The sequence below is a fragment of the Streptomyces sp. SYP-A7185 genome, assembly GCF_046103685.1.
Taxonomy (GTDB): Bacteria; Actinomycetota; Actinomycetes; order Streptomycetales; family Streptomycetaceae; genus Streptomyces.
This window is the reverse complement of sequence record NZ_CP122310.1, coordinates 6,209,605-6,232,676: the sequence shown is the minus strand read 5'-3', so window position 1 is coordinate 6,232,676 and position 23,072 is coordinate 6,209,605. Positions and strand designations below refer to the sequence as shown.

Below are 23,072 nucleotides of genomic sequence, written 5' to 3'. Positions count from 1 at the left end.
ATCTCCCCTTCGGCATTCAAGTTGAGCTATGTGGACTCAATGCTCGTGAGTCCATGAATGTTCCCCGGGGGATGTTCGCTCTGAGCGATCACTTCGGCGCATGCCGGAACGCACGGTCACGAAGGGGGGTGTGGAGGGCGGTTCCGGTCAGGCGGGCAGGCGTCGGCGGCGTACCAGCGGCCAGGTGGCGATGCCGAGTGCGAGGGCGAGGAGGTGGCCCCAGTTCGTCATCGGGTCCGTGAACGCGATCAGGTCGTCGATCAGCATGCCGCCGAAGCCCGCGAGCACCAGCCACCGCAGCCACGGCCGGAACAGCCCGGCCAGCGCGCCGACGCTCGCCGCGACGCCGAAGCTGATGCCGTAGTCGAGGCGGTGCAGGGAACTGTCCGGCAGATGGCCCGCGAGGACCGAGAGGCCCACCGGGACCTCGGTGGCGAGGGTGGCCACGACATGGCCGAGCAGGAAGACGCCCGCCGTGCGCAGCGCGCCTATGCGGCGCTCCAGGGCCGTGAGGACCAGCAGGAAGCCGATCGCGTACGGCGACGCGATGCCCCCGGCGATCCACAGGGCGCTGGCCACCAGGACGAGCAACGGCTGCTGGGCCAGGTGCGCGACGTCCGTGCTGGAGTGCCGGTGCAGCTCCGCGATCAGGGACGGGTCCGCGTACGAGGTCAGGAGAGACGTCAGGGCGAGGACCGCCGCGTACCCGAACGTGAAAGGCGTCCCGGTGGGGGTCGGCAGCAGCCTGCGGAGGTGCGGAAGGCGCGGGCGCAGAGCGCCGCCGGCGGGCGCGGACGGCGCGCTCGTCCCGGAAGCGGCCGCCGGGACGGCCGGCTCGCATGCGTGGTCCCGCTGACGGGGGATGCCGTCGAGGCCGGGCGGGGCGATGACCGCGGGGTCCTCGGGGTCCTCGGGCTCCTTGGGGCCCTCGGGCTCCCCGGGTGCCGTGGGGGCAGCCGGCGCACTCCGGTTCACGGTGTGGCGCTCCTTCCGTCCCGTCCACCCTTTGATGATTTTTCCGGCGCTGTCTATGACCGGCGCCACGTGAGACGCGAATCACATCAACCCCACGGGCCTCCACCGCGTCCGCGTCGCCGAATATCCCGAGCCTTCCCCGATACCGGGCCCCTACGCTGACCGCCATGCACACCCACACCACCGCCCCCGTCGTCATCGACCGGCGTGAGGGGCCGTACGGCGAAGTCGTACTGCGGCGCCACGGTGCGCTGCTTCAGATCATCGCCAACGGCTGTTTCCTGATGGACACTTCGGACGGCCGCTCGGAGCGGCTGCTCGTCGACGCGGCGTACGACGCGCTGACGGACCCCCGTGAGCCCACCGTGCTCATCGGCGGCCTGGGCGTCGGCTTCTCCCTCGCCCACGCGGCCGCCGACCGGCGCTGGGGCCGCATCACGGTCGTGGAGCGCGAGCAGGCCGTCATCGACTGGCACCGCGCGGGGGCGGACGCCCCGCTGGCCGGGATCTCGGGCGCCGCGCTCGCCGACCCGCGCACGGAGATCCTGCACACAGACCTCGTGGCCCATCTGCGGGGCACCGACGTCCCGCGCGGCGCCCCGAGGACGTACGACGCGCTCTGTCTGGACATCGACAACGGACCGGACTGGACCGTCACCGAGGACAACAACTCCCTCTATTCCGCCGCCGGTCTGGCGGCCTGCCGGGCCCGTCTGAACCCGGGTGGCGTGCTGGCCGTGTGGTCGGCCCAGCCCTCGTCCACTTTCGACTTCGCTCTACGGAATGCCGGATTCCAGTCGGTACGGACGGAAGAGATGCCCGTTGCCCGAGGCGTACCCGACGTGGTGCACCTCGGCGTAAGGGCTGCGTAGCCGAGGTGCCTTCGCGACCCGTACCCTGCTGACCGAACACAAGCGATCAGTGTCAGGGGCGGGGCGATGGAGCAGACACACACCTCCCACAACGGCGCGACGGCGGCGATGCCAGGCGCCCAGCGCCGGGTTCTGGTGGTCGAGGACGACCCGACGATCGTCGACGCCATCGCCGCCCGGCTACGTGCCGAGGGTTTCGTAGTGCAAACGGCGGTGGACGGCCCATCGGCCGTCGACACCGCGCAGGCTTGGCAGCCCGATCTGCTGATCCTGGACATCATGCTGCCGGGCTTCGACGGGCTCGAAGTGTGCCGCCGGGTGCAGGCCCAGCGGCCCGTGCCGGTCCTCATGCTGACGGCGCGCGACGACGAGACGGACATGCTGGTCGGGCTCGGCGTCGGCGCCGACGACTACATGACCAAGCCGTTCTCCATGCGGGAGCTGGCCGCCCGCGTGCACGTCCTGCTGCGCAGGGTCGAGCGGGCCGCGCTGGCCGCGACCACCCCGCGCAGCGGCATCCTGCGGCTGGGCGAGCTGGAGATCGACCACGCCCAGCGGCGGGTCAGGGTCCGCAGCGAGGACGTCCACCTCACACCGACGGAGTTCGACCTCCTGGTCTGCCTGGCCAACACGCCGCGCGCCGTCCTCTCGCGCGAGCAGCTGCTCGCCGAGGTGTGGGACTGGGCGGACGCGTCGGGCACCCGGACCGTCGACAGCCACATCAAGGCGCTGCGCCGGAAGATCGGTGCCGAGCGGATCCGCACGGTGCACGGCGTGGGCTATGCCCTGGAGACCCCGACCCCGTGAGGTGGGCCCTCCCATGACCGGTCCCTTCGGCGGGCTGCGGCCGTTCTCCATCAAGACCAAGCTCGGCACCCTCGTGGTCGTCTCGGTCTTCATCACCACGGGTCTGCTGATGGTGGCGATGAAGACGGAGACGGAGCTGCGCTTCATCACCGTCTTCTCGGTGATCGCCACGCTGCTGATCACGCAGTTCGTGGCCCACAGCCTCACCGCGCCCCTGGACGAGATGAACTCCGTGGCGCGCGCCGTCTCGCACGGCGACTACACGCGCCGGGTGCGCGGCGCGGACCGCCGCGACGAGCTGGGCGACGTGGCCACCACGATCAACCGCATGGCGGACGACCTGGAGGCCCAGGACCAGCAGCGCAAGGAGCTGGTCGCCAACGTCTCGCACGAGCTGCGCACCCCCATCGCGGGGCTGCGCGCGGTCCTGGAGAACGTCGTCGACGGAGTCTCCGCCGCCGACCCGGAGACCATGCGTACGGCCCTGAAGCAGACGGAGCGGCTCGGGCGCCTCGTGGAGACCCTGCTCGACCTCTCCCGCCTGGACAACGGCGTCGTCCCGCTGCGGGCCCGCCGCTTCGAGGTGTGGCCCTACCTGTCGGGCGTCCTGAAGGAGGCCAACATGGTGGCCTCCGCGCGCGCGGGCATGGCCTCGGGCTCCGGCAGCCACACCCGTACGGACGTGCACCTGCACCTGGACGTGACGCCGCCCGAGCTGACCGCGCACGCGGACGCCGAGCGCCTGCACCAGGTGGTGGCCAACCTCATCGACAACGCGGTCAAGCACAGCCCGCCGCACGGCCGCGTCACCGTGCGCGCCCGGCGCGGCCTCTACCCCGAGTCCCTGGACCTGGAGGTCCTGGACGAGGGCCCCGGCATCCCGGAGTCGGAGTGGCACCGCGTCTTCGAGCGCTTCAACCGCGGCAGCCACACGAACAGCCCGCCCCAGGGACCCGGCAGCGACGGCGGCACCGGTCTCGGCCTCGCCATCGCGCGCTGGGCGGTCGATCTGCACGGCGGGCACATCGGAGTGGCCGAATCCCCTCGTGGCTGCCGCATCCAGGTCACCCTTCCGGGCCTGCCCGAAGTGCGAAGTTGACGTAGGGTTCGAAAAGGAAGCGATTCGCGGGCGCATCCGGTTACGCGCCCGGGTGACGCCGCCGCGCTGGGCAGGGCCCGCGCGGCAATCCTGCGTTCCGGAACCTCGCTTGTTTCCCGCCATTCGAGCCGCCGAAACCATCCCTCCAATGTGACTTACGCGACGGATGACGGGGCCGGTCTGCACCTGGCGGCAATGGAGGCGTAGCCTTAATTCCCGCTGTCCATCACCTTGTGAAGCGGAAGAGGGCGGTTACCGCCGTGTCGTCACAGTCCCCCAGTAGCTCGAGCATCTCGACCGACCAAGACGGTCAGGGCAAGGACCCTGCTGCTGCCTTCGGTCCCAACGAGTGGCTCGTCGACGAGATCTATCAGCAGTACCTCCAGGACCCGAATTCGGTCGACCGAGCCTGGTGGGACTTCTTCGCCGACTACAAGCCGGGAGCAGCCGCGTCACCGGCCGCCGCCCCGGCCAAGCCGGCGGGTGACGCAGCCGCGGGGGCTGCGGACACCACGTCCCCCGCAGCTCCCGCCGCACCCGCGGCCGCGCCTGCCGCCCCCGCGGCTCCCGCAGCACCCGCCGCGCCCGCAGCCCCGGCTGCGAAGCCCGCGGCAGCCGCTCCCGCCCCCGCCGCCAAGCCGGCCGCCGCGAAGCCCGCCGCCAAGGCGGAGCCCGCGGCCCCTGCCGAGGAGGCCCCGGCCGGGCCCGAGTACGTGACGCTGCGCGGCCCCGCCGCCGCGGTCGCGAAGAACATGAACGCCTCGGTGGAGGTCCCGACGGCCACGTCGGTCCGCGCCGTCCCGGTGAAGCTGCTCTTCGACAACCGCATCGTCATCAACAACCACCTCAAGCGCGCCCGCGGCGGGAAGATCTCCTTCACGCACCTCATCGGGTACGCGATGGTGCAGGCCATCAAGGCCATGCCGTCGATGAACTACTCCTTCGTGCAGAAGGACGGCAAGCCGACGCTGGTCAAGCCGGAGCACATCAACTTCGGCCTCGCCATCGACCTCGTGAAGCCGAACGGCGACCGCCAGCTGGTCGTCGCGGGCATCAAGAAGGCCGAGACGCTGAACTTCTTCGAGTTCTGGCAGGCCTACGAGGACATCGTCCGGCGCGCCCGCGACGGCAAGCTCGGCATGGACGACTTCACCGGTGTCACGGTCTCGCTGACCAACCCCGGCGGCCTCGGCACGGTCCACTCGGTCCCCCGCCTGATGCCCGGACAGTCGGTCATCATGGGCGTCGGCTCGATGGACTACCCCGCGGAGTTCCAGGGCACCTCCCAGGACACCCTGAACAAGCTCGGCATCTCGAAGGTCATGACGCTCACGTCGACCTACGACCACCGGGTCATCCAGGGCGCCGCCTCGGGCGAGTTCCTGCGGATCGTCGCGAACCTGCTGCTCGGCGAGAACGACTTCTACGACGAGATCTTCAAGGCGCTGCGCATTCCGTACGAGCCGGTCCGCTGGCTCAAGGACATCGACGCCTCGCACGACGACGACGTCACGAAGGCCGCCCGCGTCTTCGAGCTGATCCACTCCTACCGTGTCCGCGGCCACGTCATGGCCGACACGGACCCGCTGGAGTACAAGCAGCGCAAGCACCCCGACCTGGACATCACCGAGCACGGCCTCACCCTGTGGGACCTGGAGCGGGAGTTCGCGGTCGGCGGCTTCGCCGGCAAGTCGATGATGAAGCTGCGCGACGTCCTCGGCGTCCTGCGCGACTCGTACTGCCGCACCACCGGCATCGAGTTCATGCACATCCAGGACCCGAAGCAGCGCAAGTGGCTCCAGGACCGCATCGAGCGCACCCACGCCACGAAGCCCGAGCGCGAGGAGCAGCTGCGCATCCTGCGCAGGCTGAACGCCGCCGAGGCCTTCGAGACGTTCCTCCAGACGAAGTACGTCGGCCAGAAGCGCTTCTCCCTGGAGGGCGGCGAGTCCGTCATCCCGCTGCTGGACGCCGTCATCGACAGCGCCGCCGAGTCGCGCCTGGACGAGGTCGTCATCGGCATGGCCCACCGCGGCCGTCTGAACGTCCTCGCGAACATCGTGGGCAAGTCGTACGCCCAGATCTTCCGCGAGTTCGAGGGCAACATGGACCCCAAGTCCATGCACGGCTCCGGCGACGTGAAGTACCACCTGGGCGCCGAGGGCACCTTCACCGGCCTGGACGGCGAGCAGATCAAGGTCTCGCTCGCCGCGAACCCCTCCCACCTGGAGACGGTCGACCCGGTCATCGAGGGCATCACCCGCGCCAAGCAGGACATCATCAACAAGGGCGGCACGGACTTCACGGTCCTGCCCGTCGCCCTGCACGGTGACGCGGCCTTCGCGGGCCAGGGTGTGGTCGCCGAGACGCTCAACATGTCGCAGCTGCGCGGTTACCGCACGGGCGGCACGGTCCACATCGTCATCAACAACCAGGTCGGCTTCACCGCCGCCCCGGAGTCGTCGCGCTCCTCCATGTACGCCACGGACGTGGCCCGCATGATCGAGGCGCCGATCTTCCACGTGAACGGCGACGACCCCGAGGCCGTCGTCCGCATCGCGCGGCTCGCGTTCGAGTTCCGTCAGGCGTTCAATAAGGACGTCGTGATCGACCTCATCTGCTACCGCCGCCGCGGTCACAACGAGTCGGACAACCCGGCGTTCACGCAGCCCCTGATGTACGACCTGATCGACAAGAAGCGCTCGGTGCGCAAGCTCTACACCGAGTCCCTCATCGGTCGCGGCGACATCACCCTGGAAGAGGCCGAGCAGGCCCTCCAGGACTTCCAGGGGCAGCTGGAGAAGGTCTTCACGGAGGTCCGCGAGGCCATCTCGCAGCCCGCCGAGGCCGAGGTCCCGGCCCCGCAGGCCGAGTTCCCGGTGAACGTCGACACGGCGATCACCCAGGAAGTCGTCAAGCGGATCGCCGAGTCCCAGGTCAACATCCCCGACCGGGTCACCGTCCACCCGCGTCTGCTGCCGCAGCTCCAGCGCCGCGCGTCGATGGTCGAGGAAGGCACGATCGACTGGGGCATGGGCGAGACCCTCGCCATCGGCTCGCTGCTCCTCGAAGGCACCCCGGTCCGGCTCTCGGGCCAGGACTCGCGCCGCGGCACGTTCGGCCAGCGCCACGCGGTCCTCATCGACCGCGAGACGGGCGAGGACTTCACGCCGCTCCAGTACCTCTCCGAGGACCAGGCCCGCTACAACGTCTACGACTCGCTGCTCTCCGAGTACGCGGTGATGGGCTTCGAGTACGGCTACTCGCTGGCCCGTCCCGAGTCGCTGGTCATGTGGGAAGCGCAGTTCGGTGACTTCGTCAACGGCGCGCAGACGGTGGTGGACGAGTACATCTCGGCCGCCGAGCAGAAGTGGAACCAGCACTCCGGCGTCACGCTGCTGCTCCCCCACGGCTACGAGGGCCAGGGACCGGACCACTCGTCCGCCCGCATCGAGCGCTTCCTCCAGCTGTGCGCGCAGAACAACATGACGGTCGCGATGCCGACCCTTCCGTCGAACTACTTCCACCTCCTGCGGTGGCAGGTGCACAACCCGCACCACAAGCCGCTGGTGGTCTTCACCCCGAAGTCGATGCTGCGCCTCAAGGCGGCGGCCTCGAAGACGGAGGAGTTCACGACGGGCGGCTTCCGTCCGGTCATCGGCGACGAGTCGGTCGAGGCGTCGGCGGTCCGCAAGGTCGTCTTCTGCGCCGGCAAGCTGTACTACGACCTGGAGGCCGAGCGAAAGAAGCGCGAGGTCACCGACACCGCGATCATCCGCATCGAGCGTCTGTACCCGCTGCCGGGTGCCGAGCTCCAGGCGGAGATCGCGAAGTACCCGAACGCCGAGAAGTACCTGTGGGCGCAGGAGGAGCCGGCGAACCAGGGCGCGTGGCCCTTCATCGCCCTCAACCTCATCGACCACCTGGACCTGGCGGTCGGCGCGGACATCCCGCACGGCGAGCGCCTGCGCCGCATCTCGCGGCCGCACGGCTCGTCCCCGGCGGTCGGCTCGAAGAAGCGCCACGAGCAGGAGCAGGAGCAGCTGCTGCGCGAGGTCTTCGAGGCGTAAGCCAGTAGTCCGTACGCCGGTGGGCCCGGTCCCGAGTGCTTGTCACCCGGGGCCGGGCCCACCGGCGTACCGGCTTATCCTGAACGTCCGTCCCAGAGCACGTCGGCCCTCCGGCCGCCCGTCCCATCGCGGAGCCTGTCTTGTACTTCACCGACCGTGGCATCGAGGAGCTGGAGAAGCGGCGCGGCGAGGAGGAAGTCACCTTCGAGTGGCTCGCCGAGCAGCTCCGCACCTTCGTGGACCTCAACCCGGACTTCGAGGTCCCGGTGGAGCGCCTCGCCACGTGGCTGGCGCGTCTGGACGACGAGGACGAGGACGAGTAGGGAGCTTCTCAGGCGTGTGGGGACGCCGCGTCGGCCCTCTCAGGCCTGTACTGCCGCCGCGTCGGCCGCCCGCACTCTGTCGTAGGCCAGGCCCAGGGAGCCCTGCACCAACAGGAGCGCCCCTGCCGTGGCCCAGCCCCCGCTGCGGCGCCGCAGCGCCCATGCGGTGAGCGGCAGTCCCGCGGCCATCTGCGCCACGGCCAGCGCGCGGGCCCGGGGTCCTCGCAGCCACGGTCCGAGGGGCCCCCGCTCGACCACGTCGAGTTCCGCCCGCACGGCGTCCCGCCACCCGTGCCATTCGACTTCCCGCGCCCCCGGCGCCACGCGGGCCACCTCGCGCAGCCGGTCCGCGGGTTCGCCGGGGCTCAGACCGGCCGGGAGAGCCACTCCGGCGCGCCCCAGGACGGCCAGGAGACCCAGGAGGCGGGTCCGGGCGTCGGAGTCCGTGTCGGGGCGTCCCAGGGCCTCCAGGGCCTGAAGGTCCAGGACGGGGTCGAGCCCGAGCCGCGCGGCGAAGGTCCGCAGGGCCTCGTCCTCGCCCACGGGGGTGCCGTTCGCCAGCCACACGTACTCGACCGTGCGCCGGAAGCCCGCGGCGAGCGTGCAGCCGGAGCGGTCCGCGTCCCACCACAGGGCGAGCACGGGCCAGGGCGCACCGACGGCGAGCGCGGTGGCCCAGCCGGTGAGCACGCGGTCCACCGGTTCGTCGCCGTGCGCCCAGGGCTTGCCCTCGGGCACGAGCACGCTCCAGTCGTGCCCCGCGGGAGCGAGCAGCATCTGTTCGCGCAACAGGCGGGCGGCGGGCTCGACCACGTCGGGTTCGGCCCGGCAGAGCAGCAGCGCACCGGCGGAGGCCTGCTCGAAAGCTTCGGACGACATGGCCCCACGCTAGGTCAAATCACCATTTTTGGCGCAGAGAAGCGAAGGTGTCTTGACTTTCCGTGACCGCGATATATCGTGTGTTGAGAGACGCGATATGGCGCGTTGTCGTTCAGCTCGCCCGAGGAGGTCAGCCCGATGTCAGAGTGGTCCGTCGCCGAGCCCCAGAAGCTCACGTTCGACGCCCCCGTGAAGACCCTCCGTGTGCGCGTCGTCAACGGAACGGTGAACGTCGTGGGCACCGACGAAGTTTCCGCCCGCCTTGAGGTCTCCGAGATGGAGGGCCCGCCCCTGACCGTCACGCAGGAGGACGGCACGCTGACCGTCGCCTATGACGACCTGCCCTGGAAGGGCTTCCTCAAGTGGCTGGACCGCAAGGGCTGGCGCCGCAGCGCGGTGGTCTCCCTGGCCGTGCCCGCGGGCACCCGCGTCGAGGTGGGCGTGGTCGGGGCGGTGGCCGTGGTCTCGGGGATCGAGGGGAGCACCGAGGTCAAGGGCGTCACGGGGGACACCACCCTCGTGGGCCTGTCGGGCCGGGTCCGCGCCGACACGGTCTCGGGCAGCCTGGAGGCCCAGGGCATCACCGGCGACCTCCGGTTCAACTCCGTCTCCGGCGACCTGACCGTCTTCGAGGGCGCGGGCTCCTCCGTTCGGGCCGATTCGGTGAGCGGCTCGATGGTCGTGGACCTCGACCCCGCGGGCACCCCGGCCGACATCGGTCTGACGAGCGTCTCGGGCGAGATAGCCATCCGGCTGCCCCACCCGACGGACGCGGACGTCGAGGCGAACACCACGAGCGGCGCCGTGTCGAACGCCTTCGAGGATCTGCGGGTCAGCGGCCAGTGGGGAGCGAAGAAGATCACCGGCCGCCTGGGTTCGGGCAGCGGGAAGCTCAAGGCGACGACGGTCTCCGGGTCCATCGCGCTGCTGCGCAGGCCGCCGACGGAGGACGAGCCGTCACCCCAGGCCCCGCCGGCCGCCTCGCCCCAGGACACTCCCCCGACCGACGGCATCGCCCCGACCGACAAGAAGGTGCTCTGAGATGGCCCCCGTGTTCGCCCACGGCCGACTGCGCCTGTATCTGCTGAAGCTCCTCGACGAGGCACCACGCCACGGGTACGAGGTGATCCGCCTCCTGGAGGAGCGCTTCCAGGGGCTGTACGCACCCTCGGCCGGCACGGTCTACCCGCGCCTGGCGAAGCTGGAGGCCGAAGGCCTGGTCACGCACACCACGGAGGGCGGCCGCAAGGTGTACGCCATCACGGACGCGGGCCGCGCCGAACTGGCCGACCGCAGCGGTGAGCTGGCCGACCTGGAGCTGGAGATCCGCGATTCCGTCGCCGAGCTCGCCGCGGAGATCCGGGACGGCGTGCGGGGTGCGGCCGGCGAGCTCCGCCGGGAGATGCGGGAGGCCGCCAAGGAGGCGCGCGCGTCCGGCGGCACGCCCGAGGGCAAGAGCGGCACGGGCAACGGCTCCGGCACCGGCACCGGCACCGGGAAGCCCTTCCCCGACCCCGCGGACTTCTTCGACGGCTCCTGGGGCGACAAGGAGGGCTGGCGCCAGGCCAAGGAGGAGTTCAAGCGCGCGCGGCAGGAGTGGAAGGAGCAGGCCCGGCGGGCGAAGGACGAGACCCGCAGGGCGCGCGAGGAGGCCCAGCGCGCCCGCCGCCAGGCACAGGACGCGCAGGACACCGCGCGCGCCCAGGTCCAGGAGGAGGTGCAGCGCATCGCGCGGCGCGTCCAGGACCAGGTGCAGGACCACTTCACCCGGGGCGACTGGCCGACGGGCGTCCGCGAGGGCCTCACCGAGCTGGCCAAGGAGTTCGGCGACTTCGGCAAGGACCTGGGCAAGGACTTCGGCAAGGACTTCGGCCGCAAGGGCTCACGGCCGGCCGCCGAGGAGCCCAAGTTCACGGCGGCCCCGGAGGACGGGGTTCCCGCGGAGTACGTCCCTCAGTGGGCCCAGGAGGACACCACCGGCCATCCGGCGCGTGACCTGGACCGCCTGTTGGACCGCTTCCGGGACGACATCCGTGACGCGGCCCGGGACCACGGCGTGACGGAGGAGCAACTGCGCGACGCCCGCCGTCACCTCTCGTCGGCGGCGGCCCACATCGCCGCGACCCTGCGCACCCCGAAGGCGTGACGGGAGCGGCCGCCCGGGAGGGCGGCCGCTCGGGGTCATTCGTGCTCGGCCGCTCGGCGGTCACGGGTGCTCGGCCGCTCGGTGGTCACTGCTGGGCGGCGCCTCCGCCGTACAGCACCCTCTCCACCGACTCGTGGGTCACGCCGTGGTCCGCGAGGACCTCGGCGACGGGGCCGGGGCGGACGGTCAGGGCGAACAGGATGTGCTCGTCGCCGATGTGCCGGTCCCGGCGCGCGGTGGCGATGCGCAGGGACTTCTCCAGGGTGTCCTTGGCCTCGCGGGTGAAGGGCCGGTGGCCGGTCCAGCCGCGCCCGGACCGTCGGCCGGTCCTGCCGCCGCCGGCCAACGCACCCACGCCGTGGGCCTCTTCGACCCGCGAGACGATCTCGGACACGTCGATGCCGAGTCCGGCCAGTGCCTCCGTGTCGGCCTGCGAGAGGCCGCCTCGGCGCCGCGACTCTCCCAGGGCGTCCTCGATCGACTCCCGGCGGCGCGCGGCGCCGAGCGAGGCCAGGGCGAAGGACGCCCGGCTCGCCTCGCGGTCGAGCAGGGCGAGCAGCATGTGCCCGTCGTCGACGGAGGCGGCGTCCTCGCTCTCGGCGTGCTCCACCGCACCCTTGACCACGGCGCGGGCGTCCTTCGTGAACCGCTCGAACATCACTGCCTCCCGTACTTCTTGTGCACGGCCTGCCTGCTCACTCCGAGCTCCGCGGCGATCCCCTGCCACGACCAGCCCTGCCGGCGCGCACTGCGCACCTGCACGGCCTCCAGCTGCTCCACCAGCCTCCGCAGCGCGGAGACGGCTCGCAGTCCGACTCGTGGGTCACGGTCACCCGCACGCTCGGCGAGATCCGTAGCTTCGGTCATGCACGTCAACTTACGTTGACATGAGAGGCGCGTCAACCATGGTTGACGCTTCGAATGACGGTGGGGTCGGCCCGGATCAGACCTCCAGGACGACCTTTCCGAACACGTCGCCGGACTCGATGCGCTCGAAGCCCTCGCGCGCCCGGTCCAGCGGCAGGATCTCGTCGATGACGGGACGCACGCCCGTGGCCGCGCAGAAGGAGAGCAGGTCCTCCAGTTCGTCCTTGGAGCCCATCGTCGAACCGACGATCTTCAGCTCCAGGAAGAAGACCCGGGTCAGCTCCGCGTGCGAGGGCCGGTCACCGCTGGTCGCACCCGAGATCACCAGCGTGCCGCCCGGCTTGAGGGACTTCACGGAGTGCGACCAGGTCGCCGCCCCCACCGTCTCGATGACGGCGTCCACCCGCTGCGAAAGACGCGCACCGGACTCGACGGCCTCCACCGCGCCCAGTTCGAGGGCCCGCTTGCGCTTGGCCTCGTCGCGGCTCGTGGCGAAGACCCGCAGTCCCGCCGCCTTGCCGAGCACGATCGCGGCGGTCGCGACGCCACCGCCCGCGCCCTGGACGAGCACCGAATCCCCGGGGCGCACACCGGCGTTGGTGAAGAGCATGCGGTACGCGGTGAGCCACGCGGTCGGCAGGCAGGCGGCCTGTGCGAACGACAGCTCCTTCGGCTTCGGCAGCACGTTCCAGGTGGGGACGGAGACCTGCTCGGCGAACGTCCCCTGGTACTTCTCGGTCAGGATGGAGCGGCCTTCGGTGGGGCCGACCCCGTACCCGGTCTGGCCGATGACGGAGTGCAGGACGACCTCGTTGCCGTCCTCGTCGATCCCCGCGGCGTCGCAGCCGAGGATCATCGGCAGCCTGGCCTCGGGGAGGCCGACCCCGCGCAGGGACCACAGGTCGTGGTGGTTGAGGGAGGCGGCCCGGACGTTCACGGTCGACCAGCCGGGCCGGGCCTCGGGGGCGGGACGCTCCCCCAACTCAAGGCCACTGAGCGGCTGGTCACGGTCGATGCGGGCGGCGTAAGCGGCGAACATGAGGCAGACGATAGGCGCGGGCCCTACCCGTACGTAACCGGGAGCGCCTGTGACACACCCCGCACCGGGTCAGGGGCCCGCCAGAGACCGACGGCGACCGACGGCCGCCCCAAAACGACCGGGGCCCCGCCACCACGTGGCGGGGCCCCGGTCGGGCGAACCGGCGATCAGCGTCGGGCCACGCCCTCGGCGCGGGCCGCCGCGGCGACGGCGGCGGTCACGGCCGGCGCGACCCGCTCGTCGAACGGCGAGGGGATCACGTAGTCGGCGGAGAGCTCGTCGCCCACCACACCGGCCAGTGCCTCGGCCGCGGCGATCTTCATCGTCTCGGTGATGCGCGAGGCCCGGACCTGGAGCGCGCCCGCGAAGATGCCGGGGAACGCGAGCACGTTGTTGATCTGGTTCGGGTAGTCCGAACGGCCCGTCGCGACGACCGCCGCGTACTTGTGGGCGATGTCCGGGTGCACCTCGGGGTTCGGGTTGGCCATGGCGAACACGAACGAGTTCGGCGCCATGGAGGCGACCGCGGGCTCGGGGACGGTGCCGCCCGAGACGCCGATGAACACGTCCGCACCCGCGAGGGCGCTCTCGAGGGAACCGCTGAGCCCGGCCTTGTTGGTGATCTCCGCGAGCTCACGCTTGACCGGGGTGAGGTCGTCCCGGTCCCTGCTCACGACGCCCTTGCGGTCCGCGACCGCCACGTCGCCCAGGCCCGCTTCGAGCAGGAACTTGGCGATGGCGACCCCGGCCGCACCGGCACCGGAGATCACGGCGCGCAGCTCACCGAGCGTGCGCCCGGTCAGCCGTGCCGCGTTCCGCAGCGCGGCGAGCGTCACGACCGCCGTGCCGTGCTGGTCGTCGTGGAAGACGGGGATGTCGAGCCGCTCCTGGAGCTTGCGCTCGATCTCGAAGCAGCGCGGGGCCGAGATGTCCTCGAGGTTCACACCGCCGAAGGACGGCGCGAGCCGCACCACGGTCTCGACGATCTCGTCCGCGTCCGTGGTCGCGAGCGCGATCGGCACCGCGTCCACGCCGCCGAACTGCTTGAACAGAATGGCCTTGCCCTCCATGACGGGGAGGGAGGCCTCGGGACCGATGTCACCGAGACCGAGCACGGCCGTGCCGTCGGTGACCACGGCCACGACGTTCGACTTCCATGTGTAGTCGTTCACCAGCTCCGGCTGCTCGGCGATCGCGGTGCACACTTTCGCGACGCCGGGCGTGTACGCCAGGGACAGGTCGTCCTTGTCCCGCACGGGCACGGTGGCCTGCACGGCCATCTTGCCACCACGGTGCAGCGCGAACGCCGGATCGAAGGGCTCGTCCGCGCCTTCGTGACCCGTAGTGCTGTCGCTGCGAGGATTGACGATCTCCGCTGCCACTTGTCTGACCCCTTAAGTCTTAAATCATCAGTTGAGGGTGTCCACTCCTGGTTGAGAAGTGGGCGGGCACCGCGTCTGTTCCCCGCCTGTCGGCGGAGGGAGGTACAGACACGCGAGCGCGCCGCACACGCGCTCTGGGCCCCGGATGAGGGGTGTAACGCACCTTTCTACCTGACGGCGCTCGGCATGGGCGAGTGGGATTGGTTACCTGAGGTGCCCCTGGCCGTTGTAGTGGTCCGACAAGAACGGATGACGGGCCGATGCCCGAATTTTTCGTGGACCATCCACCGGCGGTCCACATCGCGAGATTCATCCGGGATTCACCGAAGATCTCAAATGGCGGTACTTCGTTCCGGGGCGGTACGGCCCTGTTGTCCCGGCCTGTCTGGGTACCGGGATCACCCGTTATCCGATTTTGACATCTCTGGCACCCAGAATCGGACGGTCCGAATGGCAAGATGCCGTCATCACACGAGGTCGCGACACCCGAAGGTGTGTGCACGACCGCTCGGCAACTCCCTCATCCGCCGGAGGACCCTCATGACCGCACGCTCCATTTGTCGTACCACCGCCGGTAAGTCCGCGAAGTCCCGGATGGCCACGGTCGGCGCGATCGCGGTCGCCGGCGCGCTGCTGCTGACCGGCTGCGGTGACCAGACCAAGAGCAAGGACGAGGGCGGCGAGAAGGTGAGCAACGCCCCGCTCGCCGACAAGCTCCCCAAGGACATCCGTGACGCCGGAGTCATCAAGGTCGGTTCGGACATCGCGTACCCGCCCGTCGAGTTCAAGGACAAGTCCGGCAAGACGGTCGGCATCGACCCCGACCTCGGCGACGCCCTGGGCAAGCAGCTCGGCGTGGAGTTCCAGTTCGACAACGGAACGTTCGACACCCTGCTCGGCGGTCTGCGCTCCAAGCGCTACGACCTGGCGATGTCGGCCATGACCGACACCAAGAACCGCCAGGAAGGCGTCGACGAGGAGACCGGCAAGAAGATCGGCACCGGCGTCGACTTCGTCGACTACTTCACGGCCGGCGTCTCGATCTACACCAAGAAGGGCGACGACCAGGGCATCAAGACCTGGGCCGACCTCTGCGGCAAGAAGATCGTCGTCCAGCGCGGCACCGTCTCGCACGACCTGGCCAAGGCCGAGTCGAAGAAGTGCAAGAGCGGCAAGAAGATCGCCATCGAGTCCTTCGACAACGACCAGCAGGCCCAGACCCGGCTGCGCTCCGGCGGCGCCGACGCCGGCTCCTCCGACTTCCCGGTCGCCGCGTACGCGGTGAAGACCTCGGGCGGCGGCAAGGACTTCGAGCTGGTCGGCGAGCAGGTCGAGGCCGCCCCGTACGGCATCGCGATCTCCAAGAAGAACCCCGAGCTGCGCGACGCGATCAAGGCCGCGCTCGACGCGATCATCAAGAACGGCGAGTACGACAAGGTCATCTCGAAGTGGGGCGTCGAGGACGGCGCGGTCAAGGAAGCCCAGATCAACGGCGGCAAGTGACCGCACCGTCGTCTCGCCGCTGAAAGGCCACTCCCGTGACAACCGACATCTCCAAGAAGGGTCCGGAGGACACACCCCCGTCCTCCCACCCTGAGGCCATCAAGGCCATCCCCGTCCGGCACTACGGCCGGTACGTCGCCGCGGTCATCGCCATCGGGGCGCTCGCCGCGATCGTCTACGCGTTCTCCCAGGGCGACATCAACTGGAACGCGATCCCGGACAACTTCTTCGACGACCGCATCCTGCGGGGTGTCCGCGAGACGTTGATCCTGACGGCCCTGTCGATGCTCATCGGCGTGGTCGGCGGCGTCATCCTCTCCGTGATGAGGATGTCGCGGAACCCGGTGACCTCGTCGATCGCCTGGTTCTACATCTGGTTCTTCCGGGGAACGCCGGTCCTGGTCCAGCTCTTCGTCTGGTTCAACCTCGGCTTCGTCTTCGACTACGTGAACCTCGGCCCGTTCTACAAGGACGAGTGGTCGGACTTCATGACGCCGTTCCTGACGGCGCTGCTGGGCCTCGGCCTCAACGAGGCCGCGTACATGGCGGAGATCTGCCGCGCCGGCCTGCTCTCGGTCGACGAGGGCCAGACCGAGGCGTCCCAGGCGCTCGGCATGAGCCACGGCAAGACGCTGCGCCGGGTCGTGCTCCCGCAGGCGATGCGCGTGGTCGTGCCGCCGACGGGCAACGAAGTCATCAACATGCTGAAGACGACCTCGCTGGTCGCGGCCGTCCAGTACTACGAGCTCCTGCGGTACGCCCAGGACATCGGCACGTCGTCCGGCGCGACGGTGGAGACCCTGCTGCTCGCCGCCTGCTGGTACCTGATCATGACGTCGATCCTCAGCGTCGGTCAGTACTACCTGGAGCGCTACTACGCACGTGGTTCGTCGCGCTCCCTGCCGGACACCCCCTTCCAGAAGATCAAGGCCAACATGCTGTCGCTCGGCAACCGCGCGGGAGGTGTGCGCTGATGACCACCGCCATGGTGAAGTCCGAGGGCGTCCACAAGTCCTTCGGCCCCGTCGAGGTCCTCAAGGGCATCGACCTGGAGGTCAAGTCGGGTGAGGTCTTCTGCCTCATCGGCCCGTCCGGCTCCGGCAAGTCGACGTTCCTGCGCTGCATCAACCACCTGGAGAAGATCAACGCCGGGCGGCTCTACGTGGACGGCGAGCTGGTCGGCTACCGGCAGAAGGGAGACAAGCTGTACGAGCTCAAGGACAGCGAAGTCGCCCTCAAGCGCCGGGACATCGGCATGGTCTTCCAGCGCTTCAACCTCTTCCCGCACATGACGGCCCTCGAGAACGTCATGGAGGCGCCGGTCCAGGTCAAGGGCGAGTCGAAGGCGGCGGCGAAGGCACGGGCCGGGCAGCTCCTGGAGCGCGTGGGCCTGGCCGACAAGGCGAAGAACTACCCCTCGCAGCTCTCGGGCGGCCAGCAGCAGCGCGTGGCCATCGCCCGCGCGCTCGCGATGGAGCCGAAGCTGATGCTCTTCGACGAGCCGACGTCCGCGCTCGACCCGGAGCTGGTGGGTGACGTGCTCGACGTCATGCGCGACCTCGCGGAGTCCGGCATGACGATGATCGTCGTCACGCACGAGATGGGCTTCGCGCGCGAGGTCGGCGACAGCCTCGTCTTCATGGACGAGGGCGTGGTGGTCGAATCCGGCCATCCGCGCGACGTGCTGACGAACCCTCAGCACGAGCGCACGCAGTCGTTCCTGTCGAAGGTCCTGTAACGCGCGCACGTCCCGTGACGCGCACACACGAAGGGGCGGTACGGATCGCGGATCCGTACCGCCCCTTCGTGCTGCCGTGCCCGGGGCCTTACTTGAGGCCCAGCACCATCGCGTCCGAAGGCGACGCCCACACCGTGCGCGCCTCGCCGAAGCCCGCGTCGCGCAGGGTCCGCGCGTGCCACTCGGGCGAGGGGGTGTCGCCGTCCGCGTGCTCGCCGTAGATCTCGAACCGCTTGGCGGTGGGTCCGGCGAGCACCGGGTCCTTGGCCGCGAGCTCCCACCATTCGCGCCAGTCCAGGGCGCCGTCGGCCTTGGCCCGATCCATCCGGGCGTGCCGCTGGGCGCGGTCGGCCTCGTTCAGGCGGGGCGTGGCGGGGTCGGGCATGTGGTCGGCGTTCAGGAAGACGCCGCCGTCCCTGACGAGGCCCGCGAGCTGGCCGTAGAGCGTGGTCAGGGGCTCGCTGTGCAGCCAGTGCAGCGCGGTGGCGGTCAGGACGGCGTCATAGGAGTCGTACGGGAGCTGGGCGGTCCAGTCCGGATCCTTGAGGTCGGCGGTCACGAACGTGACGCGGTCGTCCCCGGCGAAGGTGCCCTCGGCGATGGCGAGGAGCGCGGGGTCGAGGTCGACGCCCGTACTGACCGCGTTCGGGAACCTCTTGAGCAGCCGGTCCGTAATACTCCCCGTACCGCACGCGAGGTCGAGGACGCGCGGCTCGGTGCCGACGACCGCCTCGACCATGTCCAGCATGACCCTGAACCGCTCTTCGCGGTCGGGCAGATACCACTCCTGCTGCCGGTCCCAGCTGTCCTGCCAGGCGCGCCAGTCGGCCTGGGACACCGTTTCCGTCATGAGAAGCCCTCCCGTACGTAATACGCTCTCGTAATACCCTAGAAGCACGCGCAACCGTTACTTACGCACTGACGAAGATAGCCCGCCCCGGTAAGGACTACAAGTGGAACTGGCCTATTACTCGGACTACGCCGTACGTCTGGTCAACAGCGAGGAGCCGGGTCGCAACAAGGACACGCTGACCTCGGTGGAGGCGGTCCGCGAGCTGTTCGGAGGCAACGCGCAGGCGGCTCGCCGGGCCACGGACTCCGACGTGACCCGCTTGCGCTCGGTGCGGGCCAGGCTCCGGGCGGTCTTCGAGGCGGCCGACGGCGGGGACGAGACCCTCGCGGTCGACCTGCTGAACTCACTCCTGATGGAGTTCCCGGTCAGCCCGCAGATCTCGGGGCACGACCACCGCGACGACGACGACAACCCGCTGTGGCACATGCACCTCGCGGACCACCCCTCGAACGCGACGTCCGGGTACGCGGCGATCGCCGCGATGGGCCTCGCCTTCCACCTCACCGAGCACGGGGTGGACCGCCTGGGCCTGTGCGAGGCAGCGCCGTGCCGCAACGCCTATCTCGACACGTCGACGAACCGCTCCCGACGCTACTGCTCGGACCGCTGCGCGACCCGCGCCAATGTCGCCGCCTACCGCGCCCGCAAACGCCTGGAGACCGAACGGTCGGCCAGCACCGGCCGCGCGGCCGACACGGCCCAGCGCAGCAGGGCGAACGGCGAGCGCTGACCGGAGGGGAACTGGGGCGGGCGGTAGCGGAACCACACCTTCCCCAGGACGAGTTCCTCGGGCACCGTGCCGTAGTCCGTGCTGTCCCCTCCCGCGAACGTGTTGTCCCCGAGCACCCACCAGCCGCCCTCGCGCCGCTCGGCGGCCCGCTTGACGACCAGGAGATCCTGCTGGAACGGATGGCGGAGCACCACGACGTCACCCGCTCGGACCCGTGCGCCCCACTGCACCACCAGACGGTCCCCGTGGAACAGCGTCGGCACCATCGAAGGGCCGGTCACCTCGGCCGCGCCCCACGGCAAGATGGCCCTTCTCCCTTCGCTCTCCTGCGACAGCTCCGGCATCACCGCACCTCCCCGGTCCTATCCTCCACGAGTCCCAGTCTGACCCTGGACTTTTGTCCTAAGCCCATGGGGGCACTCGCGAAAAGCCGCCTCTCACGGAGTAATGTCCCACCTGAGAAGACGATCACGAGGAAGGACCGCTGCATGCTTTCCCGCCTGTTTGCCCCCAAGGTAAAGGTCAGCGCCCACTGCGACCTCCCCTGCGGCGTGTACGACCCGGCCCAGGCCCGCATCGAGGCGGAGTCGGTCAAGGCCGTCCAGGAGAAGATGGCCGCCAACGACGACGCGCAGTTCCAGACGCGCGCCATCGGCATCAAGGAGCAGCGCGCGGAGCTCGCCAAGCACCACGTGTCGGTGCTCTGGAGCGACTACTTCAAGCCCCCGCACTTCGAGAAGTACCCGGAGCTGCACCAGCTGGTCAACGACACCCTGAAGGCCCTCTCGGCCGCCAAGGGCTCGTCGGACCCGGCCACGGGCCAGAAGGCGCTGGACTACATCGCCCAGATCGACAAGATCTTCTGGGAGACCAAGAAGGCCTGATCTTCGGCCGGGCCGTCCGACCCGCGATTTCCGCGGGCCGCACCGCCCACCTGACCGCGCCCGGTCCGCGGGCCGCCGAACACGGTGGCCATGGCGGACCGGGTGCGGTCTTTCTCCGCCCGGCCGCAGGCGCGCACGGGCCGTGCTGCCCTCATACGGGCCGGTGGTGCCCGGCGAACAGCCGCGCGACGAGCTCGCCCCGGCTGGACACCTCCGCCTTGCCGAAGACGGCCTTGAGGTGGTCGCGCACGGTGTGCGGGGAGATGAACAGCGTCGCGGCGATCTCGGCGGTGGGCAGCCCGCGCGTGACGAGCAGGGTGATCTGGAGCTCGCGCGGCGTCAGTCCGTACGCCTCGGCCATGAGGACCGCCCGGTCGGCGGCGGCCGCCGGTTCGATGACGAGCGCGACGGGGCCGGGTCGCCCGCCGGGGCCGCTGAGGCAGGAGGCGTGGCACGTCAGCCAGCGGCCGTCCACGGTCCGGATGCGTGTCCTCGCCCCGCCCGCCCGCTCCCTGCCCCGGGCGATCGCACGGGCCTGAAGGGCGGTGGTGACCAGCCAGATCGGCAGCCTCAGCCCCAACGGCGTGGGGATGGAGGGGCCTTCGGGGAGCCGTGCGAGGTGCTGCCGCGCCTCTTCGTTGATCGAGGTCGGCTCACCGGAGGGATCGAAGAGCACCAGGCCGGGCGGGGACCCGTCGGCCGCGCCGTCGGACGGCGAAGGGCGGGCGAACCGGCGAAGGCGCGAGGCCAGCGGAGCGGACAGACCGGCGAGCAGCGTGGTCTCGTCCGGGCCGAACGCGGCGCCGTCGCCCGTACGGAACAGGCTGATGACGGCCCACGGCCGGTCGCCGGTCCGCAGCACGGCCCGCAGTTCGTCGGCCACGCCCTGGCTCCTGAGCAGCCGGCGGAAGCGCGCGCTGCGTGCGGGCAGATCGCCGGTGGCCGCGCGCAGTCCGGCCACCGGGACGGCCGCGCGGGCGAGGTCACGGAACGGCAGGACGTTCTCCTCCAGGAGCTCGCTCTCCCAGTAGGCGGCGCAGTCCTCCCTCGGACCGAGGTTCTCCACCAGCATCGGCGCGGTGATGAGGCCGGTCTCCGGGTCGGTGGCCGCCCATACGGCCGAGTCGAACGGCACGAGCCGCCGCAGCGCCGCCGACGTCAGCCGGAAGAAGTCGTGGGGGCCGGTGGCCCGCTCCGCGCCCGCGAGCACTCTGGCGTGCGCCGATGGCGCGTCGGTGCGGCGATGTGCGACGGACATGGCGACCCCCCGTGGTCTTGATGCGGGCCAGCCTGCCCGCCCTCGTGTCCTGCCGCCAACCCCTCGTCTGAGGGGGGTCGTTCCCGGCCGGTCCCCGCCGGGGAGGGATGGGACGCGGCGCGGGCGGGGGCGAGGCTCGTCGAGGCCGCGGCTCCTGTCCGCGGCGGCCCACGCAGCGAAGGAGAAGAGCATGGACATCGCAGTCGTCGGAGCGGGTGCCGCAGCGGTCGCTCTGCTGGACGGCCTGGCGGCCACCGCCGACGGGCCCGGGACCATCACCGTGTTCGAGCCGTCCCCGCACCTCTGGCGCGGCCGCCCGTACGGACCGGACCTGGACGCGGTGCTGGTCAACACGCCACCGGCGCTCATGTCGATCCGGGCTTCGGACGTCGGGCACTACGCGGCGTGGCTGGGCGCGCGCGGCGCCGATCACCTCGACGACCGGCTGGGGCAGCCGCTGGTCCCGCGCGCGCTGTACGGCGACTACCTCGCGCACACCGCCGAGACGGCGCTGGCGGCCCTGCGCGCGGCCGGGCGGCACGTGCGCGTCGTGAGAGGCCGCGTCACCGGCGCCGTCCGGTCCGGGGCCCGCTGGTCGCTGCGCACCGAGGACGGCGGCGCCCACGAAGCGGACCACCTGGCCCTGTGCGTGGGCGGCGGAACACCGCACGACCACTACGGTCTCGCCGGCGCCCCGGGCCACGTGGACGATCCGTACCCGCTGGCCCGCACACTCGACCGGGTCACGCCCGGCGACGGCGTCGCGGTGATCGGGAGCGGCCTGACCGCGGTCGACGTCGTCGTGGCGCTCGCCGCACGCGAGCACACCGGGCCGATCACGCTGCTGTCCCGCAGCGGTGTGCTGCCCCACGTCTGGCAGCGCCCGGTCGGCCACCGGCCGCAGCACGTGACCGCCGAGCGGGTGGCGGAGCTGCACCGGCGGCGCGGCAGCCTCACCCTCGACGACCTCGGCGGGCTGCTGCGCGCCGAACTGGCCGAAGCGGGTGAGGACTTCGACGCCTTCGTGGCCGACCTGCTCGCGACCGGGACCGAAGACCCCATGGTGCGCCTGCGGCGACAGCTGGCCGCCGTCGACGACCCCGGGATCGGCCGCCGGGTCCTCCAGGAGACGGCGCACAGCGTCGGCCCGTACGCGTGGCGCCTGCTGCCCGAGTCCGACCGCGCCCGCCTGCGGCGCCACTTCCGCCTGGCGACGAGCGTGGCCTCCCCGATGGTGCCGGTGAACGCCGCCGTCCTGCTGCGGCTGTGGGACTCCGGGCAGCTCACCGCCGTCGCGGGCCTGAACAAGATCGAGGCGGCGGACGGGGCCTTCACGGTCCACGGCGACCACGGGGAACGCACCTTCGACACCGTCGTCAACGCCGTGAACCCGCCGCCGAGCGCGTACCCGCGGGCGGCCGGGCCGCTGATCACGGCCCTCCTCGCCGACGGTTGGGCCGCACCGCACCCGGCCGGGGGCCTGGTTCCGGCCGACCCGCGGCTGCACGTGGTGGGCGACCTCGCCGGGGGCGGCCCGTTCATCACGTCGGGCATCGCGGGCACGGCGGCCCGGGCCGCCCGGTGCGCGAAGGAGATCGCCGCGCGGTAAATCGGTTGCCGTCCCGCCGTGCGCCCTGGTGCACTTGC

At 70.7% G+C, this 23,072-nt stretch carries 22 protein-coding genes; 13 read left to right on the top strand and 9 right to left on the bottom strand.

The window, feature by feature from the left end; all coding sequences use genetic code 11:
* Nucleotides 1-147: 147 nt before the first annotated feature.
* Nucleotides 148-975 (bottom strand): rhomboid-like protein, encoded by an 828-nt coding sequence (locus QBL25_RS27500; RefSeq protein WP_409059639.1) that lies wholly within the window; start codon nucleotides 973-975, stop codon nucleotides 148-150.
* 167 nt (nucleotides 976-1,142) lie between these two features.
* On the opposite strand from QBL25_RS27500, the gene QBL25_RS27495 reads away from it, so the two are divergent.
* The 5 genes from QBL25_RS27495 (at nucleotide 1,143) to QBL25_RS27475 (ending at nucleotide 8,146) form a co-directional block, all read left to right on the top strand.
* Complete coding sequence (locus QBL25_RS27495) at nucleotides 1,143-1,847, top strand: spermidine synthase (protein ID WP_409059638.1); 705 nt, start codon at nucleotides 1,143-1,145, stop codon at nucleotides 1,845-1,847.
* A 66-nt stretch (nucleotides 1,848-1,913) separates the two neighbouring features.
* The gene (locus QBL25_RS27490; RefSeq protein WP_383269477.1) at nucleotides 1,914-2,654 is read left to right on the top strand and encodes a response regulator transcription factor; all 741 of its coding nucleotides are present in this window, start codon (nucleotides 1,914-1,916) and stop codon (nucleotides 2,652-2,654) included.
* Nucleotides 2,655-2,667: 13 nt separating this feature from the next.
* On the top strand, nucleotides 2,668-3,753 hold the full coding sequence (locus QBL25_RS27485; RefSeq protein WP_409059637.1) for an ATP-binding protein: 1,086 nt from the start codon (nucleotides 2,668-2,670) through the stop codon (nucleotides 3,751-3,753).
* 260 nt (nucleotides 3,754-4,013) lie between these two features.
* On the top strand, nucleotides 4,014-7,823 hold the full coding sequence (locus QBL25_RS27480) for a multifunctional oxoglutarate decarboxylase/oxoglutarate dehydrogenase thiamine pyrophosphate-binding subunit/dihydrolipoyllysine-residue succinyltransferase subunit (RefSeq protein WP_409059636.1): 3,810 nt from the start codon (nucleotides 4,014-4,016) through the stop codon (nucleotides 7,821-7,823).
* Nucleotides 7,824-7,963: 140 nt separating this feature from the next.
* A complete protein-coding gene (locus QBL25_RS27475; protein ID WP_003961784.1) occupies nucleotides 7,964-8,146 on the top strand; it encodes a DUF6104 family protein in 183 nt (60 codons plus the stop codon).
* Between the two features lie 39 nt (nucleotides 8,147-8,185).
* Here the strand turns inward: QBL25_RS27475 and QBL25_RS27470 are convergent, their stop codons facing one another.
* A complete protein-coding gene (locus QBL25_RS27470; RefSeq protein ID WP_409059635.1) occupies nucleotides 8,186-9,025 on the bottom strand; it encodes a hypothetical protein in 840 nt (279 codons plus the stop codon).
* A 138-nt stretch (nucleotides 9,026-9,163) separates the two neighbouring features.
* Between QBL25_RS27470 and QBL25_RS27465 the strand changes: the two genes are divergently transcribed.
* Nucleotides 9,164-10,066 (top strand): DUF4097 family beta strand repeat-containing protein, encoded by a 903-nt coding sequence (locus tag QBL25_RS27465; protein ID WP_409059634.1) that lies wholly within the window; start codon nucleotides 9,164-9,166, stop codon nucleotides 10,064-10,066.
* A gap of 1 nt (nucleotide 10,067) precedes the next feature.
* Nucleotides 10,068-11,171: a helix-turn-helix transcriptional regulator gene (locus QBL25_RS27460; RefSeq protein ID WP_409059633.1), complete on the top strand. Its 1,104-nt coding sequence runs from the start codon at nucleotides 10,068-10,070 to the stop codon at nucleotides 11,169-11,171.
* 85 nt (nucleotides 11,172-11,256) lie between these two features.
* On the opposite strand, the gene QBL25_RS27455 is transcribed toward QBL25_RS27460, so the two are convergent.
* The 4 genes from QBL25_RS27455 to QBL25_RS27440 all read right to left on the bottom strand — a co-directional run bounded on the left by QBL25_RS27455 (nucleotide 11,257) and on the right by QBL25_RS27440 (nucleotide 14,459).
* A complete protein-coding gene (locus QBL25_RS27455; RefSeq protein ID WP_409059632.1) occupies nucleotides 11,257-11,829 on the bottom strand; it encodes a Clp protease N-terminal domain-containing protein in 573 nt (190 codons plus the stop codon).
* Nucleotides 11,829-12,038: a helix-turn-helix domain-containing protein gene (locus QBL25_RS27450; RefSeq protein ID WP_361833496.1), complete on the bottom strand. Its 210-nt coding sequence runs from the start codon at nucleotides 12,036-12,038 to the stop codon at nucleotides 11,829-11,831. Before QBL25_RS27450 ends, QBL25_RS27455 begins: the two co-directional genes overlap by 1 nt.
* Nucleotides 12,039-12,114: 76 nt before the next feature.
* Entirely contained in the window at nucleotides 12,115-13,077 is a 963-nt protein-coding gene (locus QBL25_RS27445; protein WP_409059631.1) for a zinc-binding dehydrogenase, read from the bottom strand.
* Between the two features lie 167 nt (nucleotides 13,078-13,244).
* Nucleotides 13,245-14,459, bottom strand: coding sequence for an NADP-dependent malic enzyme (locus tag QBL25_RS27440; RefSeq protein ID WP_409059630.1), 1,215 nt, complete (start codon nucleotides 14,457-14,459; stop codon nucleotides 13,245-13,247).
* A gap of 540 nt (nucleotides 14,460-14,999) precedes the next feature.
* On the opposite strand from QBL25_RS27440, the gene QBL25_RS27435 reads away from it, so the two are divergent.
* From QBL25_RS27435 to QBL25_RS27425, 3 genes are read left to right on the top strand one after another with little or no spacing between them, the layout of a single operon-like run.
* Entirely contained in the window at nucleotides 15,000-15,962 is a 963-nt protein-coding gene (locus tag QBL25_RS27435) for an ABC transporter substrate-binding protein (protein ID WP_409059629.1), read from the top strand.
* 35 nt (nucleotides 15,963-15,997) lie between these two features.
* The gene (locus QBL25_RS27430; protein ID WP_409059628.1) at nucleotides 15,998-16,936 is read left to right on the top strand and encodes an amino acid ABC transporter permease; all 939 of its coding nucleotides are present in this window, start codon (nucleotides 15,998-16,000) and stop codon (nucleotides 16,934-16,936) included.
* The gene (locus QBL25_RS27425) at nucleotides 16,936-17,700 is read left to right on the top strand and encodes an amino acid ABC transporter ATP-binding protein (protein WP_409059627.1); all 765 of its coding nucleotides are present in this window, start codon (nucleotides 16,936-16,938) and stop codon (nucleotides 17,698-17,700) included. Before QBL25_RS27430 ends, QBL25_RS27425 begins: the two co-directional genes overlap by 1 nt.
* A gap of 88 nt (nucleotides 17,701-17,788) precedes the next feature.
* On the opposite strand, the gene QBL25_RS27420 is transcribed toward QBL25_RS27425, so the two are convergent.
* Nucleotides 17,789-18,550 carry a class I SAM-dependent methyltransferase gene (locus QBL25_RS27420; RefSeq protein ID WP_409059626.1) on the bottom strand — a complete coding sequence of 254 codons (762 nt, stop codon included), beginning with the start codon at nucleotides 18,548-18,550 and terminating at the stop codon, nucleotides 17,789-17,791.
* Between the two features lie 103 nt (nucleotides 18,551-18,653).
* Between QBL25_RS27420 and QBL25_RS27415 the strand changes: the two genes are divergently transcribed.
* On the top strand, nucleotides 18,654-19,283 hold the full coding sequence (locus QBL25_RS27415; RefSeq protein ID WP_409059625.1) for a CGNR zinc finger domain-containing protein: 630 nt from the start codon (nucleotides 18,654-18,656) through the stop codon (nucleotides 19,281-19,283).
* On the opposite strand, the gene sodX is transcribed toward QBL25_RS27415, so the two are convergent.
* Nucleotides 19,187-19,627: a nickel-type superoxide dismutase maturation protease gene (gene sodX, locus QBL25_RS27410; RefSeq protein WP_409059624.1), complete on the bottom strand. Its 441-nt coding sequence runs from the start codon at nucleotides 19,625-19,627 to the stop codon at nucleotides 19,187-19,189. The genes QBL25_RS27415 and sodX overlap by 97 nt on opposite strands.
* 144 nt (nucleotides 19,628-19,771) lie before the next feature.
* Here sodX and sodN point away from each other — a divergent pair, with 144 nt between their 5' ends.
* Nucleotides 19,772-20,167, top strand: coding sequence for a superoxide dismutase, Ni (sodN, locus tag QBL25_RS27405; protein WP_160507177.1), 396 nt, complete (start codon nucleotides 19,772-19,774; stop codon nucleotides 20,165-20,167).
* A gap of 151 nt (nucleotides 20,168-20,318) precedes the next feature.
* Here sodN and QBL25_RS27400 read toward each other — a convergent pair whose 3' ends face one another.
* Nucleotides 20,319-21,425, bottom strand: coding sequence for a LuxR C-terminal-related transcriptional regulator (locus QBL25_RS27400; RefSeq protein WP_409059623.1), 1,107 nt, complete (start codon nucleotides 21,423-21,425; stop codon nucleotides 20,319-20,321).
* Nucleotides 21,426-21,615: 190 nt separating this feature from the next.
* On the opposite strand from QBL25_RS27400, the gene QBL25_RS27395 reads away from it, so the two are divergent.
* Nucleotides 21,616-23,034 (top strand): FAD/NAD(P)-binding protein, encoded by a 1,419-nt coding sequence (locus QBL25_RS27395; protein WP_409059622.1) that lies wholly within the window; start codon nucleotides 21,616-21,618, stop codon nucleotides 23,032-23,034.
* The last annotated feature ends 38 nt before the right edge of the window (nucleotides 23,035-23,072 follow it).

Bases quoted from the DNA above. Each gene is read 5' to 3' on its own strand.
- QBL25_RS27455 (WP_409059632.1), bottom strand. From the start codon at position 11,829: ATGTTCGAGCGGTTCACGAAGGACGCCCGCGCCGTGGTCAAGGGTGCG.
- QBL25_RS27420 (WP_409059626.1), bottom strand. From the start codon at position 18,550: ATGACGGAAACGGTGTCCCAGGCCGACTGGCGCGCCTGGCAGGACAGC.
- QBL25_RS27460 (WP_409059633.1), top strand. From the start codon at position 10,068: ATGGCCCCCGTGTTCGCCCACGGCCGACTGCGCCTGTATCTGCTGAAG.
- QBL25_RS27395 (WP_409059622.1), top strand. From the start codon at position 21,616: ATGGACATCGCAGTCGTCGGAGCGGGTGCCGCAGCGGTCGCTCTGCTG.
- sodX (WP_409059624.1), bottom strand. From the start codon at position 19,627: ATGCCGGAGCTGTCGCAGGAGAGCGAAGGGAGAAGGGCCATCTTGCCG.
- QBL25_RS27400 (WP_409059623.1), bottom strand. From the start codon at position 21,425: ATGTCCGTCGCACATCGCCGCACCGACGCGCCATCGGCGCACGCCAGA.
- QBL25_RS27490 (WP_383269477.1), top strand. From the start codon at position 1,914: ATGGAGCAGACACACACCTCCCACAACGGCGCGACGGCGGCGATGCCA.
- QBL25_RS27495 (WP_409059638.1), top strand. From the start codon at position 1,143: ATGCACACCCACACCACCGCCCCCGTCGTCATCGACCGGCGTGAGGGG.
- QBL25_RS27425 (WP_409059627.1), top strand. From the start codon at position 16,936: ATGACCACCGCCATGGTGAAGTCCGAGGGCGTCCACAAGTCCTTCGGC.
- QBL25_RS27445 (WP_409059631.1), bottom strand. From the start codon at position 13,077: ATGTTCGCCGCTTACGCCGCCCGCATCGACCGTGACCAGCCGCTCAGT.
- QBL25_RS27465 (WP_409059634.1), top strand. From the start codon at position 9,164: ATGTCAGAGTGGTCCGTCGCCGAGCCCCAGAAGCTCACGTTCGACGCC.
- QBL25_RS27450 (WP_361833496.1), bottom strand. From the start codon at position 12,038: ATGACCGAAGCTACGGATCTCGCCGAGCGTGCGGGTGACCGTGACCCA.
- QBL25_RS27470 (WP_409059635.1), bottom strand. From the start codon at position 9,025: ATGTCGTCCGAAGCTTTCGAGCAGGCCTCCGCCGGTGCGCTGCTGCTC.
- QBL25_RS27435 (WP_409059629.1), top strand. From the start codon at position 15,000: ATGACCGCACGCTCCATTTGTCGTACCACCGCCGGTAAGTCCGCGAAG.
- sodN (WP_160507177.1), top strand. From the start codon at position 19,772: ATGCTTTCCCGCCTGTTTGCCCCCAAGGTAAAGGTCAGCGCCCACTGC.
- QBL25_RS27485 (WP_409059637.1), top strand. From the start codon at position 2,668: ATGACCGGTCCCTTCGGCGGGCTGCGGCCGTTCTCCATCAAGACCAAG.